We start from the raw sequence: 14,513 nt of genomic DNA on the forward strand, positions 1-14,513 counted from the left end.
ATCTCGATGCAGGCTGGCTTGCCGGCGCTCGATTTTTCCCACGATGGATGCAATTTCTGCGGCGAGTGTCGCGATAACTGTCCACGTTCCGACGTCTTTTTCAGCGCCGAGCTTTCCTTCCCGTACAATGCGCAAGTCTTGTCGCACTGTCTGGCGCTCAACGGCGTCGACTGTCAATCATGTCGTGACCACTGTCCGACCGACGCTATCAGGTTTCGTCCGCGAGCCGGCGGGCCATGGCAGCCGGACGTTGCAGTAGACGACTGCACCGGCTGCGGCGCCTGTGTCGGCCGCTGTCCGACCAACGCAATTTCCATGTCGAGCAGGAGTGGACCAGATGCAGACGCGCAACCCTGAACGCTTCCATGTTTCAAGTGCCGTGATACTAACCTCGCCGGCGACAGCTGGTGGCGTTCTAGAAGCATTGGCGGAGGTGCCGAACGTCGAGGTACATGCCGCCGAGCAAGGCAAGATCATCATCGTGATCGAAGGCAAGTCCAGCGGCGAAATGGGCGCGACATTGGCCGCAATATCAGGTCTTCCGGACGTCATGGCGGCAAACATGGTTTTCGAGCATGCAGAGAGTTTGGAGGAGGGTTCGATCGATGGACACAGAACTGACGCGGCGTAGTCTGCTCAAGGCCCATGCTGCCGCGATTGCGGCGGCCACTGCCGGCGTAAGCTTGCCGGCCAATGCACAGTCTGTTCCCGGCGGCGTCGAGTCGCTTGAGATCAAATGGTCCAAAGCGCCCTGTCGGTTCTGTGGGACCGGTTGCGGTGTCATGGTCGGCGTCAAGGAAGGACAAGTCGTCGCTACGCATGGCGACATGCAGGCGGAGGTGAACCGCGGCCTGAACTGCATCAAGGGCTACTTCCTCTCCAAGATCATGTATGGCGAGGACCGCCTGACCACACCACTCCTGCGCAAACGCAACGGGCAATTTGCCAAAGACGGCGAGTTCGAACCCGTCGGCTGGGACGAAGCATTCGACGTCATGGCCGAGCAGTGCAAGAAAGTGCTGCGCGAGAAGGGTCCCACTGCCGTCGGCATGTTCGGTTCCGGCCAGTGGACGATTTTCGAAGGCTATGCTGCGACCAAGCTCATGCGCGCCGGCTTCCGTTCCAATAACCTCGATCCTAATGCAAGGCACTGCATGGCATCGGCGGCTTACGCTTTCATGCGAACCTTCGGCATGGATGAACCGATGGGCTGTTACGATGACTTCGAGCACGCCGACGCCTTCGTGCTCTGGGGCTCGAACATGGCCGAGATGCACCCAATCCTCTGGACGCGCCTCGCAGACCGCCGACTGGGCCACGAACATGTAAAGGTTGCCGTGCTGTCGACCTTCACTCACCGCAGCATGGACTTGGCGGATATTCCCATCATCTTCGCACCCAGCACAGATTTGGCGATCATGAACTACATCGCCAATCACATTATATCGACAGGTCGCGTGAACGAGGAGTTTGTGAAAGCACACACGACCTTCATGAAGGGTGTGGATGATATCGGCTATGGGCTTCGAGAGGATGATCCGCTTGAGGTGAAGGCGAAGAATGCCGGCGACCCAACAAAGATGGAGCCGATTGACTTCGATAGCTTCAAGGCCTTCGTTTCGGACTATACACTCGAGAAAGTGGCTGAACTGACAGGCGCTGATCCAGGCTTTCTGGAGCAGCTCGCCGAACTCTATGCCAATCCCGACACCAAGATCATGTCGCTTTGGACCATGGGCTTCAACCAGCACACACGCGGTGTCTGGGCAAACCACATGATCTACAATCTGCATCTGCTGACGGGGAAGATCTCGGAGCCGGGCAATGGGCCGTTTTCGCTGACGGGCCAGCCATCGGCTTGCGGAACGGCGCGCGAAGTCGGCACTTTTGCGCATCGCCTGCCAGCGGACATGGTCGTGACCAATCCGGAGCACCGGCATCACGCAGAGGAGATATGGAAGCTGCCGGACGGCCTTCTTCCCGACAAGCCCGGATACCACGCTGTGCAACAAGACAGGATGCTGAAGGACGGCAAGCTGAATTTCTACTGGGTTCAGGTCAACAACAACGTTCAGGCGGCACCCAATAACAGCAATGAAACCTATCTGGGCTATCGGAACCCCGATAATTTTATCGTGGTCTCAGACGCCTACCCGACGATCACGGCCATGTCTGCGGATCTCATTTTGCCCGCAGCGATGTGGGTCGAGAAGGAAGGGGCCTATGGCAATGCGGAGCGGCGAACGCATGTCTGGCATCAACTTGTCAATGCGCCGGGTGAAGCACGCTCCGATCTCTGGCAAATGGTGGAGTTCTCCAAAAGGTTCACCACGGACGAAGTCTGGACCGAGGAGGTCCTGACGCAAAACCCGGACTACCGTGGAAAGACGCTTTTCGACGTGCTGTTCGCAAATGGGAAGGTAGACCGGTACCCCCTGTCCGAAGTGGACGCCGACTATGCCAATCGCGAAGCCGAAGCGTTCGGATTCTACATCCAGAAGGGCCTCTTCGAGGAATATGCCGAGTTTGGTCGTGGCCATGGCCATGATCTGGCGCCCTATGACGTCTATCACCGGGAACGGGGCCTTCGTTGGCCGGTTGTCGATGGCAAGGAGACGAAGTGGCGGTACCGGGAGGGCTATGATCCCTATGTCAAGCCGGGTGAAGGTGTACGCTTCTACGGCAAACCTGACGGACGTGCAGTCATCCTGGCGGTGCCCTATGAACCGCCGGCGGAGTCACCGGACGAGGAATATGATTTTTGGCTGGTGACGGGGCGCGTGCTGGAACACTGGCACTCCGGTTCAATGACGATGAGAGTACCTGAACTGTATAAGGCCTTCCCCGGCGCCCGCTGTTTCATGAACGCCGATGACGCCCGAAAGCGAGGGATCAATCAGGGCGCGGAAATCACCATCGTCTCGCGCCGTGGCGAGATGCGAACCCGCGTCGAGACCCGGGGCCGCAACCGAATGCCACCCGGCGTTATCTTCGTTCCATGGTTCGATGCCAGCCAGCTGATCAACAAGGTGACGCTTGACGCCACCGATCCGATCTCCAAACAAACGGATTTCAAAAAATGCGCAGTCAAGATCGTTCCCGTCGCCTGACAAGAGGCCGAATTGGTGCCGTCGCTTTGCTGGCAGTCTGCCTCATTGGTGGTGGCGTCGTCGCACAATCGGTTCCGCAATTGTCGGGTCCACCGCAACAGATGGAGAGCGTCCCGGCAAAGCCCCTGCCAAAATGGAATGTGGATGACGTGCGAAAGATGCGTGCCTACCCCGATCAACCGCCTGTGATTCCCCATTCCATCGAAGGCTACCAACTGTCGGTCAATACGAATAGATGCCTCTCTTGCCACAAGCGCGAGTTCACTGAGGGCTCTGGTGCACCGATGATCAGCGTGACGCACTACATTACAAGGGAAGGACAGATGCTGGCGGATGTCTCGCCGCGTCGATACTTCTGCACGGCCTGCCATGTTCCCCAGGCAGAGACGAACCCTCTGGTTGGCAACACCTTTCGCGACATGAGCGACATGGGGGTGAAGCTGATGGGTGAGGAGCATTAAAGATGCAGAGGCTCCGCAATCTGTTTGCCTGGATATGGCGCGTTCTCACGACACCGGCGGCGACGCTGAGCCTTGCCTTCTTAACGCTGGGCGGCTTTGTCGGGGGCGTGATGTTCTGGGGCGCCTTCAACACCGCACTCGAGCTCACCAATACGGAAACCTTCTGTGTCAGCTGTCACGAAATGAAAACCAACGTCTACGAGGAGATGACCAGAACCGTGCATTTTTCCAACCGATCCGGAGTGAGAGCATCTTGCCCAGACTGCCATGTGCCTCATGAATGGACGGATAAGATCGCCCGTAAGATGCAAGCCTCGAAAGAAGTTTGGGGCAAGATCTTCGGGACGATTGATACACGCCAGAAGTTCTTGGACCAGAGGTTGCGCCTTGCGCAGCATGAGTGGGCAAGATTGAAGGCAAACGACAGTCTCGAATGCCGAAACTGCCATTCCTCGGCCGCCATGGACCTGTCGAAGCAGACAGAACGTGCGGCTGAGATCCACACTCGTTATCTCCTGAACGGCAAGGCAACGTGCATCGATTGCCATAAGGGCATCGCCCACGAGCTTCCAAATATGCAAGGGATCGATCCTGGCTGGAAAATGCCGGAGGAACTGGAAGGGAAGGAGCTGCCGACCGCATCGGCAGTTGACGAGCTACGCGACGCTATCAACCGCGCCCATAGCGGCCTTCTTGCTGACGGCGGGATTTGATGCGTGCATCGATCGCATATCAATGCGGTCCAGAAATGCCGACGCCGCCGGGGATCACACCCCGGCGGCGTCGATCAAGCAACATCAGCTAGCACACGTCTTTACTGGGCCGCAGCGACGGCTGCATCAATCCGCTCACGGGCCTTTTTTGGTAGCTTGGCAGCATTGAAGGCGTCGAGATTGGTGGCTGGAGCATCACCAACAAGGATCGCGGCAACCATACCCATGCCGACATGTGGTGCGCATTTTACGCCGTAAAGCCCCGGCACGTCGAACGTCACCTTGATTTCTTCGTTCATTTTGCCTTTGAACTCCGCAGCACCTTCCGGGATCATGCCCTTGATGGCTTCGGCATTGTGACCCTTATCGGTTGGGATGAAGGTGACAGTGTCGCCGGGGGCAATCTTCAAGCCAGCCGGTTCGAAGACCATGGCTCCCTCGGCGCCCTTGTTCAGCATCTTGACTTCGAAATCGGCAGCAATCGAGAGGGCCGGGGCCGAAAACAACAGTACGGCTGCCATGGTTACACTACGCAGTTTCATTTTCATCTCCTTAGACAGAACACCTCGTTCCGTTGCAAAAGAGATAGGCCAGGATGAACGAGCCTTCTTTGCGCAATATCAAGTATCAGAACGCTTCACGTGGTCATCGGCGCTCGGGGAGAGAATCCGCCAGCGATGCCAATTGCGCCATATCGCGCACAAGCAGTTTCTGCCGACCACCTTCGATCAGGCCCCTGCTCTCCCAGGCACTGAATATTCGCGAAACCGTATGAATCGTAGTACCGGTCATCTCGGCAATATCCTGCCTGGAGATCGGAAAGTCGATACGTATACCCGCAGCTTCTGAGCGACCAGCCTTCTGTGCAAGCCGCAACACGGTATGTGCCACTCTCTTTTCGACTTCTTGCGTCGACATTTCACGAATACGGACATGGGCTTCTTCGAGCCGTTGCCCGATGGTCTCCATCGCGCTAACGGCAAGCCTTGGATTACGCTCCACGAATTTCGGCCACATCTCTGTGGGCCAGGACAGAACAATGCTCTCAGCAGCAGCAAGTGCCGTACCCGGATAGTCTTGTCGCTGAAGCGCCTTGGCAAAACCGAACAGATCCCCGGGATGCACCACACGCACGATGATCTGTTGACCGGCGCTCGTCACTTGGGTGACCTTGAGACGGCCATGCAGGAGGAGAAAGAAATATGAGGCGGGCTGTCCCTGCTCGAACACCGACTCGCCGATCGGCAGTCGCTTCGTCTGGGCGGGAACCAACAGCGCGTCCAGCTCGTCATCGGTCATCTTGTCGAACAATGACAAAGACTTGATGATTGTCCGATCAAGCTTCAAAACATATCCCTCTCCCGCCACCAGCGCAAATTCTTTAGAGCTCGACGAGCCCATAGTGGCGGTTATGGTGAGTATCCAATTTGAGGGCTAGCCTATCTCACAAGGCACCGATCGAAAAGAGCAAAGGGGCATACCAGCGACGATCTTCGACCAGCCGGAAGCCGACATGGTCGGGAGGAACCCCAACAGAGCAGCCACCGCTTTTCGGGTCGCGGATAAACGAGCTTAATGGCGATCGGTGTTTGCCAGCGGTGATGTAGACGCCGCAGGCTTCAGTTGTGACTGGCTGCCCTTCATTGACGAGGTCCACACGTCGATTGCAGGTCGTTGTCCACTCCCAAATATTACCAGCAAAATCGGCAAGTCCGTGCTCGTTCTCGCCGAAGCTTCCATAGGCAAGCGGTTCCGGTTCCTTGGATCTCTTGCGGGCGGCCTCGCGCTCGTAATCCGCGAGCCAACGCAAGGCCGGGTTCCGATTGTCCGGATCTATGCCGAGGGCGTCATCTGGAAATTTTTCCCCTGCAGCGAAGGCCAGCTCCGCATCGCTTGGCAGGCGCCAGACCCCACCGCTCCTTCTCGAAAACCACCTGGCGAACAGTGTCGCGTCGTCGTGACTAACGCCGGTTGCCGGGATGTCAGGGCGCGAAGGGGTCGTCGATTCCCGACCCGGGCACGCCCCGTCGGTCACGCAGGCATCGTAGTCCTGGGTGCTGACCTGATACTTCATGATGGTGAGAGGAGCCGTCATCACATAATCGGCCTTCGGCCCGTCGACGGCATATCCCGCGCGGTAAAATTCGCCGGGCTGACGGTACAGGAAGCTGCCGGGAGCCAATTTAATGGTTTGAGGCGGCGGCATTCCGGCGCCATCACTCAGCCGGATGATGCCCGATTGAATCACGACGGCGGCCGACAGAGCGCCGATGAGCAGAAGCGGCAGCAGCACCGAGCCGATCGAGTTGGGCTGCCTGGGAGTGAGAACGGCGCCGGACATGGCGTTTTCCAACCAGTTGAAGAAGAGGTCCACGGGGGTGCTCGATGAGCACCCCCGTATTCTTGAGGATCAGCTTCCCGGCTTGACCACAGCGGTCATCAGATCGTCGTTCCAGTCGCCGGTGACCTTGAAGTGGGCGGCCGCCCCCTTTTCGAAGGCTTCGATCAGGTTGTGGTTGACATAAGCGTAAATGCCCGGCTGCTGGAAGGTATAGTAAGCAGCACCTGCTGCACCACCAGGGATGAACCAGGTTTCCTGATCGAGCTCTGGCGGGTTGGCAAACTTGCCGGTTGCCCAGACATAGTCGCCATGGCCACCGATCAGGTGCGGACGGGTGTCACGATTGGCCTGCGAATGCAGGATCAAGACCCGGTCGCCGACTTCTGCCGTCATAGCATTGTCGCCTGTCAGAGCTCCGACAGCACCATTGAAGACGATGTGGCTCGGGGTCAGCGTGTTCATCACTTCGAGCACGTCCGAATAGGCATCGCCGGCACTCTCATACTTCTTGTAGTTGCCGTCAGCATCCTTGGGGACATAAAAGTCCTGCTCGCCGACATAGTATACCTTGTCATAAGGCAGATCATTGCCCTTGTGGTCTTTCAGGCCTTCACGCGGCAGGACCATGATCGCGCCGTTCATGCCCGAGGTGACGTGCCACGGCACCATGCCGGGAGGTGCACAATGGTAGACGAAGACGCCGGCCTTTGTGGCCTTGAAGCGCAGTACCGCCGTTTCGCCCGGATTGACCAGTGTCAGCGCGCCGCCGCCAAGCGCACCGGTTGCCGAATGGAAATCGATGTTGTGCTGCAGGCTGTTGGTGTCGGGGTTGATCAGCGTAAGCTCAACATAGTCGCCTTCATGAACGACCATCATCGGGCCGGGGACCGAGCCATTGAAAGTCATGGCATGGACTTCGGTGCCAGCGTCATCGATGACGATCTTCTTTTCCTCAATGGTGAGCGTGAACTCGACGACCTTGGGCCCGCCTTCGGCCTTCTGAGCATGCGCATGGACGAAAGGAGGCGCGATAAGATCGACCTTCACCCGCTCCAGCTTAGCGATGTCAGCCGCCACGGCTGCGGCATTGGTCTTGATGTCGCCGCCTTCGGCGCGTGCCACTGTTCCTGTCAAAACGGGCACAAGCGCGCTTGCAAACACTGCTCCCGCGAGCATTGTTCTTCTGGTCAGATTGAGGCACTGGGTCATGATCTTTTCTCCTTGTCGTGCAGTAAGCGTTTCGCTCGAACTGTTGACATTGTTTTACTTCATCACGTGCCTTTCTATTTGACTTGGAACAATGAGCCGCTGAAGAAGCAGTGCGTCATTCAGCCGCCGACCAAATAATATTTTGGCCGGGGCTCTTTGATCGAGATCAATTACTTTACCTCGAAATCTCAGAGTCAGCGTCGAACGAGTATTTTTGAAAGCGATTTCCATGAAGGAAAAGGAACGAATAACCAGTGGCGGGATCCCGCGGGGCCTGGGGCGCGACGGCCTCGTCCTGCTGTCTTATGGGTTCCGGCCATTTTATCTCGGCGCGCCTTTATGGGCCATCACGACGATCGCAATCTGGATTTGCGCGGTGAACGGCTGGCTTGAGGTGGCGAAAGTCTACGGCCCATCCGCCTGGCATGCGCATGAACTGCTGTTCGGCTTCATGCCGGCCGTTCTGGTCGGATACCTAATGACAACAGTTCCAAACTGGACTGGTCGCTTTCCGCTTTCAGGCAAGCCGCTTGGCATTCTCGTGCTCATCTGGATTACCGGGCGCATCTCCATGCTGATGGTCGGAGAAACAACGGCCCTAACCACCCTCCTGATCGACTTGATCTTCCTCCCGCTCTTCGCCTACTTCTGCTTGAGGGAGGTATGGGTTGCGCGAAGGATCGCAGATGCGAAGCCGATCCTTTCTGTTATGTCGCTTGCCTTGATCAATGGCGGGTTTCACATGGCGGCGATGAACGGAGGAGACGTGGATGCTTGGGCACGGGCAGGTCTTTCAGTCTATATCCTGCTGATCACTGCGACCGCGAGCAAGCTAATCCCTAGCTTCACCAACAACTGGCTTGCCCAGGCGGGTAGATCACGCCTCGCCCCCGCAAATCACTTCATCGATCGTTTCGTGCTTGTTGCCACTCTCCTTGCCGCAACGGCTTGGACCTTTGAACCCTCCGGGCCAGTCGCGGCAATCGTGGCACTAGTGGCAGCCGGTTCGCACTTTGCCCGCGCAATAAGATGGTTCAGGCCAATAATCCTCAAATCGTCCATGATCGCAGCGATGCAGGTTTCGTACGCCTTCATCCCCCTGGGCCTGTTGGGAATTACAGGAACCGCGCTCGATACACTCGGCCTGCTCACTGCAATGCATCTTCTTGCTATTGGAGCCGTCACAGGAATGATGATTGCGATCATGAATCGTTCGATCCGCCTTCACACCGGTCGGAACGAGCAGTTTTCCTTGCGCCAGCGGCTGTCCGTCCCGTGCATACTGCTCGCAGCAAGCGGCCGCATCGCAGCCGACATCGTTCCGGGATACTATGGGGCGCTTATCGCAACGTCTGGCTTTTTCTGGATTGCCGCCTTTGTCTTCTTTCTAAGCGACAATGCGGGTCTCCTATGTCACGTTCAGCGGCAACCCGGTCGTCAACCTTCACCGCCCACTCGGATCAACATGCGATAGGCACGCTTTGAAGCATCGAGATTGCCGACCCATTGGTGACCGCGCTTTTCCAGCTCCGCACCGAGAAAGCGCGATTCCTCTGAAAACACCGCGAAAAGTACTTCGCCTGGCTCCATGAGCTCAATCAGCGAGAGAACTTTCTCCATAGGCGCCGGTGGCTGCTGCTCGGTGAGGTCGACCCTCCACAACGGGTCCGGCCAGGCCGCCGCTTCCTCTGCACCGATTGAGTGGAGAACTTCTGCAGAAGTGTCTGGGGTTGGGATGAACAGAACCTCCCACTCGCCGCCATCCAACTCCTTGAGCTCGGCCGAATAGCCGCGGCGCGCCATGACGCTCATGAGTGGTACAGGGCGAAAGGTAGCAAGCAAACGCAAACCTTCTCCTGGCTTCAATGACTGAACCGCATCCATGATTGCGGGAAATGGCTCGCCTCCGTCACGAAGGATGGGCCTCACATCGAGTTCTTTGAAACTGGCTGTTGTCGACACTTGACCTCCCGATTTTCGACTTCACCTGTCTGATCACGATGAACCTGCATGGGAGCGACCGCTATCGCCCGATCGCTCCCATGCAGTTCAATGACCACCACCGCAGTTGCAGTTGCATCCTTCGTGCTTCTTCCGGCGAATGCGGACTTCCCATATCTCCGGCCCACGGGAAAGGTATTCCCACCCGAACATCCCATCATAATGCATCTCGAGATGGTAGTAGAGCGGAACCGGATCATGATCGACGGTCAGGATCAACTGATAATCCGGAAGCAGTGAATTCAACATTCCGAATATACGGGGATGCCTTTCCACGCGCGGAATTTCGCGCACGTCGAGCTTGAGAATATGATCTTCAACAACAGTCATTCGCTGGCTTTCTTCAATGCGGGTTGCGGGAGTCGCATGCAGCGTAAGCTGCACCGCAGGATACTGAAGCACGGGCGCCTAGGCTTCGTTGTGCTGTAACAAGCAAAACCAGGAAAGCAGTGTTCCTGTTTGCCTTTCGACAACGAAGCGATGGCACCTGGCACTATCGTTAGGGCACCGAACCGGAGCGATACAATGAACACAGAGATTATCCGCCGTTATGGCGAAAGCCGCCTGCCCCGTTACACAAGTTATCCGACGGCGCCCCGCTTCTCGCCCAGTATTGGAGCCGGCACCTATCGTGATTGGCTGGCTAACATCCCCAAAAGCGAACCGGTGTCGCTTTATCTTCACGTGCCCTTCTGTCGATCCATGTGCTGGTATTGCGGCTGCCACACCACGATCACCCAGAAGGACGCACCGATCCTCGACTATCTGACCGTGCTGAAACAGGAAATCAGGCTGGTGGCAAAAGCCCTTGGACGGCGACAGGACGTAAGCGACATTCACTTTGGCGGTGGCACACCCACGATCATGACGCCGGAAGAGTTCCTCGATCTGACTGCCACCGTGACAGCGGCCTTTGGGATTAGCAGCGCGACCGAATTGGCGGTGGAAATCGATCCGAGAACGCTGACCCTCGAAATGTCAGAAGCGCTCGGTGAAGCGGGAATGACCAGGGCCAGCCTTGGCGTACAGAGTTTCGATCCCAAGGTGCAAAAAGCGATCAATCGCATCCAGTCGGCAGAGCAGACGGAGACAGCCCTTTCGAACCTGCGCAAGGCAGGAGCCAGAAGCATCAATTTCGACCTGATCTATGGCTTGCCCCATCAAACCGTCGACTCTGCAATTGAAACTGCGCGAGTGGCGGCTGCCATGCGCCCTGAGCGCTTCGCCGTCTTCGGTTATGCCCATGTCCCGGCCTTCAAGAAGCATCAACGCCTGATCGACACGGCAGCGCTCGGCGACGCACATGATCGACACGCCCAGGCGGAAGCCATCGCGGCGACGCTGTGCGAAGCCGGGTACCGACGGATCGGTCTCGACCATTTTGCGCTTCCTGGGGATCAGCTTTCGATCGCCGCCAATCGCAAGGCGCTGCACCGCAACTTCCAGGGTTATACGACCGACACTGCCTCAACACTGATCGGGTTCGGCTCGTCGGCGATCGGACGTCTTGCCGAAGGCTATGCGCAGAACGATATCGCCATCGGCCGATATGCCAGCCTCATTTCTTCCGGGAACTTTGCCACGTCGAAAGGCTACCGCCTCACACAGGAGGACCGCGTCCGCGCCTGGATCATCGAGCGGTTGATGTGTGACTTCCAAGTGGATTTTACAGCCAAGCCGGATGGCTTTGAACTTCCGGAAGAGAGCTTTGGAAAAGCCAATCTGCTGCTCAAGACCTTGTTGGACGAAGGGATTGTGACCTTGCGTGGCGATGTGCTGAGCGTGGACACGGAACACAGATTCCTCGTTCGAACGGTGGCGTCGTGCTTTGATGCCTATCTCGGCGAAACGAGCAGAACACACGCCACCGTGGCCTGAGACAAAACGGCAAAAAACGAGAAAGCCCGGTCCGATCTCTCGGTCCGGGCTTCCCCTTTGCGCGTTCGCGGATCAGCGGACGAGCGCGCGGTAGATCTGTGGCAAGGTCGCCGGAAGGCGGCGAATGTCGGGAACGACGGCATAGCCATGGTGGCCAAAGACAGCCGGCACATAGGTTTTGGCATCCTGATCGACCGTGACGCCGAAGACATGGATGCCACGCCGCCTTGCTTCGCTCACGGCCCGACGTGTGTCTTCAAGCGCATAACGTCCCTCATAATGATCGACATCATTCGGTTTTCCATCGGTCAGGACAAGAAGCAAGTGCTTGCGATTGGGACGCTCGGCAAGTTTGGCCGTCGCGTGGCGTAGGGCTGCTCCCATGCGTGTATAGTAACCGGGCTTCAGCGCGGCGATGCGATGGCGCACCAAGGCACCCATCGGCTCGTCAAAGTCCTTGATCGTCTCGACGCGCACCCAGTCCCGCCGTCTCGACGTGAAGCTCAAGATAGAATGCATGTCGCCGCAGGCAGCCAGCCCTTCGGCCAGAACCAGAAGCGCCTCCTTCTCGACATCGAGTACCCGGCGGTCGTTGAACCAGGCGTCGGTCGACAGCGAGACGTCGACCAGCAGGGTCACCGCAAGATCATGGGCCTGCGGCCGGCTTGCCAGGTGGATGCGCTCGGAGCATTCACCGCTCGCAGCGAGCTCGGTGCGGCTGCGCACGACCGCATCGAGATCGAGATCGGCACCGTCGACCTGTGCACGCAGCATCTCATGGCGCGGACGCATCGCTTCGAACTGCCGCCGCACCCGGCGAATCATCGCCTTCATCTCGGACGACTGGACCGGCGCCTTGTCCTGTTCGCACGCCGGGCCGGCAAAGACCCGGCAGTGGTCCCTCAGATAGACCTCGTGTCTGTAGTCCCATTCCGGATAGGTCAGTTCCGCTTCGATCGCGGAATGGATGAGCGCCTCGGGCGGCAGGTCCAGGTCGAACCGAAATTTCGCGGCTGGCCGGCCCTTGCGTTCTCCAAGCACCATCTCATCGAGTTCGTCAGCGGCCGACGCATCGTGATCGTCACTGTCGTCGGCGGGTCGGTCGACATTGACCATCTCGGCCATGGCGAGGATCTTCTCGAAGCGATTGAGGATGAAGGGGCTACGCTCGCCCTTGGCGGCGGAATCCTTCTCGCGGATTGCCACATGGCGTCCAGCCGGCTGCGCATCCGCCTGGCTGGAGCCGACGGGCTGGTCTAATTCCTGGCGACCGGCCCATTCCTCCCTAAGAATTGCCTGCGGCCAGAGCGGCACGGGCAACATCGGCAGATAGCCCGCAGGTGCCTGCGTCGGCATATCATTGCCTGCAGAGAGAGGGGCAAGGCCCGCGCCACGGCGCAGGAGATCAATGATGCAGTCCTCCAGCATCCCCTCCACCCGAGGCAGCGAGCCGCGGCGGCGCTCCGACAGGAGGGCGCGGCAAAGCCGACGATAGCGATCGACCAGACCGGGGAAGGTCTTCAGGACCCGCACTTCAAGCACCGACGCCGCGTCCAAAAGTGCAAGATCGGCCTTGAGGGGATCAGTCTCGGTCATCGGTTGAAGCGGCATCACGGCCATGGCTGCGGCCAGCCACACATAGAGGTCAAGATTGAGCGACTGCTCCGGCATGAGATCCAAGACTGGGGGCAACATCACGCTAGCTTCGTCCCGCGCCGGATGAATGAGCTTTTCTTCGCCCAGCCCCATGCGTTGCCGGAACTTCAGCCGGTGTTGCGAGGTCTTAGCCCGCGCCGGCACCAGTTGAACCGTCCGTTCACCGCCGAAGCCACGAAAGCAGACAGAGAGTACCGGAAGCACGTCTTCGAGCAGGACGGCCGCTTCGGGGTAACGTGGCCAGGTGCGGGTATCACCGGCAAGCCTATGCCAGGCGCGCCCAACCGTCTCCTCAAGCTCCAGAAAGTCCAGCATGACATTCTCCTAGCGGATGACCGCCTGTGCCAGTTCGAGGAGTGCAGTACGCACGTCAGGTTCGTCGGTCAGCGGCTCGATCATGGCGGCACGAACGGCGTCCCGTGGAGAAAGACCGGCATCAATGAGGCTGGCGCAATAGACGAGCAGTCGCGTCGAGACGCCTTCCTCCAGGTCATGACCTTTTAGTGCCCGCAGCCGCCGCGCCAGTTCGACCAATGGCTCTACAGCCGTGGCAGGCAGTCCACTTTCTGTCGAGACAACCTCGATCTCCCTGGCCTTGGGCAGGAAGTCGAACTCGATGGCGACAAAACGCTGGCGAGTCGAGGGCTTCAACGCTTTGAGGAGGTTTTGATAGCCAGGATTGTAGGAGACAACGAGCATGAAGGCCGGCGGCGCTTCAAGCTCTTCGCCTGTGCGTTCCAGGGGTAGAATGCGCCGGTCGTCGGTCAGAGGATGGAGCACGACGGCGACATCTTTGCGCGCCTCGACCACCTCGTCGAGATAGCATACACCGCCCTCACGGACTGCCCGGGTCAGCGGTCCGTCGACCCAGACCGTCTCACCTCCCTTCAAAAGAAAACGGCCAGTGAGATCGGCAGCCGCCAGATCGTCGTGGCAGGAGACGGTGGTCAGCGGCAAGCCAAGCCTTTGCGCCATATGACTGACGAACCGGGTCTTTCCGCAGCCTGTCGGTCCTTTCAGGAGAAGCGGCAACTGCCGCGTCCAGGCTGTCTCGAAGAGAGTGCATTCGTTGCCGGCTGGAGAATAGGCCGGGATATCCGGCTGAATGTTGCGGGCGATGATATTCATGTTGCTGATCCTCAAA

At 58.3% G+C, this 14,513-nt stretch carries 15 protein-coding genes; 7 read left to right on the forward strand and 8 right to left on the reverse strand.

Annotated elements, in window-relative coordinates; all coding sequences use genetic code 11:
• Positions 1 to 6: 6 nt before the first annotated feature.
• Genes M1E12_RS15695 through M1E12_RS15715 form a run of 5 tightly spaced genes read left to right on the forward strand, consistent with a single transcriptional unit; the run spans position 7 to position 4,284 of the window.
• Positions 7 to 357 (forward strand): 4Fe-4S binding protein, encoded by a 351-nt coding sequence (locus M1E12_RS15695; RefSeq protein WP_479564898.1) that lies wholly within the window; start codon positions 7 to 9, stop codon positions 355 to 357.
• On the forward strand, positions 338 to 631 hold the full coding sequence (locus M1E12_RS15700; RefSeq protein ID WP_479562474.1) for a chaperone NapD: 294 nt from the start codon (positions 338 to 340) through the stop codon (positions 629 to 631). Before M1E12_RS15695 ends, M1E12_RS15700 begins: the two co-directional genes overlap by 20 nt.
• Complete coding sequence (gene napA / locus M1E12_RS15705; RefSeq protein ID WP_479562475.1) at positions 606 to 3,110, forward strand: periplasmic nitrate reductase subunit alpha; 2,505 nt, start codon at positions 606 to 608, stop codon at positions 3,108 to 3,110. The genes M1E12_RS15700 and napA overlap by 26 nt, the downstream gene beginning before the upstream one ends.
• Positions 3,080 to 3,571 (forward strand): nitrate reductase cytochrome c-type subunit, encoded by a 492-nt coding sequence (locus tag M1E12_RS15710; RefSeq protein WP_479562476.1) that lies wholly within the window; start codon positions 3,080 to 3,082, stop codon positions 3,569 to 3,571. The genes napA and M1E12_RS15710 overlap by 31 nt, the downstream gene beginning before the upstream one ends.
• A gap of 2 nt (positions 3,572 to 3,573) precedes the next feature.
• Complete coding sequence (locus tag M1E12_RS15715; RefSeq protein ID WP_479562477.1) at positions 3,574 to 4,284, forward strand: NapC/NirT family cytochrome c; 711 nt, start codon at positions 3,574 to 3,576, stop codon at positions 4,282 to 4,284.
• A gap of 101 nt (positions 4,285 to 4,385) precedes the next feature.
• Here the strand turns inward: M1E12_RS15715 and M1E12_RS15720 are convergent, their stop codons facing one another.
• The 4 genes from M1E12_RS15720 to nirK form a co-directional block, all read right to left on the reverse strand.
• On the reverse strand, positions 4,386 to 4,832 hold the full coding sequence (locus M1E12_RS15720; protein WP_479562478.1) for a pseudoazurin: 447 nt from the start codon (positions 4,830 to 4,832) through the stop codon (positions 4,386 to 4,388).
• Between the two features lie 97 nt (positions 4,833 to 4,929).
• Positions 4,930 to 5,631, reverse strand: coding sequence for a Crp/Fnr family transcriptional regulator (locus M1E12_RS15725; RefSeq protein ID WP_479564899.1), 702 nt, complete (start codon positions 5,629 to 5,631; stop codon positions 4,930 to 4,932).
• 97 nt (positions 5,632 to 5,728) lie between these two features.
• Positions 5,729 to 6,625, reverse strand: coding sequence for an SUMF1/EgtB/PvdO family nonheme iron enzyme (locus M1E12_RS15730; RefSeq protein WP_479564900.1), 897 nt, complete (start codon positions 6,623 to 6,625; stop codon positions 5,729 to 5,731).
• A gap of 69 nt (positions 6,626 to 6,694) precedes the next feature.
• A complete protein-coding gene (gene nirK / locus M1E12_RS15735) occupies positions 6,695 to 7,834 on the reverse strand; it encodes a copper-containing nitrite reductase (RefSeq protein ID WP_479562479.1) in 1,140 nt (379 codons plus the stop codon).
• Between the two features lie 229 nt (positions 7,835 to 8,063).
• Here nirK and M1E12_RS15740 point away from each other — a divergent pair, with 229 nt between their 5' ends.
• A complete protein-coding gene (locus M1E12_RS15740) occupies positions 8,064 to 9,308 on the forward strand; it encodes an NnrS family protein (RefSeq protein ID WP_479562480.1) in 1,245 nt (414 codons plus the stop codon).
• Here the strand turns inward: M1E12_RS15740 and M1E12_RS15745 are convergent.
• A complete protein-coding gene (locus M1E12_RS15745; protein WP_479562481.1) occupies positions 9,272 to 9,796 on the reverse strand; it encodes a DUF2249 domain-containing protein in 525 nt (174 codons plus the stop codon). The genes M1E12_RS15740 and M1E12_RS15745 overlap by 37 nt on opposite strands.
• An 87-nt stretch (positions 9,797 to 9,883) precedes the next feature.
• On the reverse strand, positions 9,884 to 10,237 hold the full coding sequence (locus M1E12_RS15750; RefSeq protein WP_348625556.1) for a DUF2249 domain-containing protein: 354 nt from the start codon (positions 10,235 to 10,237) through the stop codon (positions 9,884 to 9,886).
• Between the two features lie 123 nt (positions 10,238 to 10,360).
• Here M1E12_RS15750 and hemN point away from each other — a divergent pair, with 123 nt between their 5' ends.
• The gene (hemN, locus tag M1E12_RS15755; protein WP_479562482.1) at positions 10,361 to 11,713 is read left to right on the forward strand and encodes an oxygen-independent coproporphyrinogen III oxidase; all 1,353 of its coding nucleotides are present in this window, start codon (positions 10,361 to 10,363) and stop codon (positions 11,711 to 11,713) included.
• Between the two features lie 72 nt (positions 11,714 to 11,785).
• On the opposite strand, the gene M1E12_RS15760 is transcribed toward hemN, so the two are convergent.
• Together M1E12_RS15760 and M1E12_RS15765 are read right to left on the reverse strand one after the other, a co-directional pair.
• Positions 11,786 to 13,684: a nitric oxide reductase activation protein NorD gene (locus M1E12_RS15760; RefSeq protein WP_479562483.1), complete on the reverse strand. Its 1,899-nt coding sequence runs from the start codon at positions 13,682 to 13,684 to the stop codon at positions 11,786 to 11,788.
• A gap of 9 nt (positions 13,685 to 13,693) precedes the next feature.
• A complete protein-coding gene (locus M1E12_RS15765) occupies positions 13,694 to 14,497 on the reverse strand; it encodes an AAA family ATPase (RefSeq protein WP_479562484.1) in 804 nt (267 codons plus the stop codon).
• Positions 14,498 to 14,513: the final 16 nt, after the last annotated feature.

The sequence above is a fragment of the Rhizobium sp. K33 genome (genome assembly GCF_056501445.1).

Coding starts and splice junctions, on each gene's coding strand:
- M1E12_RS15695 (WP_479564898.1), top strand. CDS start 7: ATGCAGGCTGGCTTGCCGGCGCTCGATTTTTCCCACGATGGATGCAAT.
- M1E12_RS15700 (WP_479562474.1), top strand. CDS start 338: ATGCAGACGCGCAACCCTGAACGCTTCCATGTTTCAAGTGCCGTGATA.
- napA (WP_479562475.1), top strand. CDS start 606: ATGGACACAGAACTGACGCGGCGTAGTCTGCTCAAGGCCCATGCTGCC.
- M1E12_RS15710 (WP_479562476.1), top strand. CDS start 3,080: ATGCGCAGTCAAGATCGTTCCCGTCGCCTGACAAGAGGCCGAATTGGT.
- M1E12_RS15715 (WP_479562477.1), top strand. CDS start 3,574: ATGCAGAGGCTCCGCAATCTGTTTGCCTGGATATGGCGCGTTCTCACG.
- M1E12_RS15720 (WP_479562478.1), bottom strand. CDS start 4,832: ATGAAAATGAAACTGCGTAGTGTAACCATGGCAGCCGTACTGTTGTTT.
- M1E12_RS15730 (WP_479564900.1), bottom strand. CDS start 6,625: ATGTCCGGCGCCGTTCTCACTCCCAGGCAGCCCAACTCGATCGGCTCG.
- nirK (WP_479562479.1), bottom strand. CDS start 7,834: ATGACCCAGTGCCTCAATCTGACCAGAAGAACAATGCTCGCGGGAGCA.
- M1E12_RS15740 (WP_479562480.1), top strand. CDS start 8,064: ATGAAGGAAAAGGAACGAATAACCAGTGGCGGGATCCCGCGGGGCCTG.
- hemN (WP_479562482.1), top strand. CDS start 10,361: ATGAACACAGAGATTATCCGCCGTTATGGCGAAAGCCGCCTGCCCCGT.
- M1E12_RS15760 (WP_479562483.1), bottom strand. CDS start 13,684: ATGCTGGACTTTCTGGAGCTTGAGGAGACGGTTGGGCGCGCCTGGCAT.
- M1E12_RS15765 (WP_479562484.1), bottom strand. CDS start 14,497: ATGAATATCATCGCCCGCAACATTCAGCCGGATATCCCGGCCTATTCT.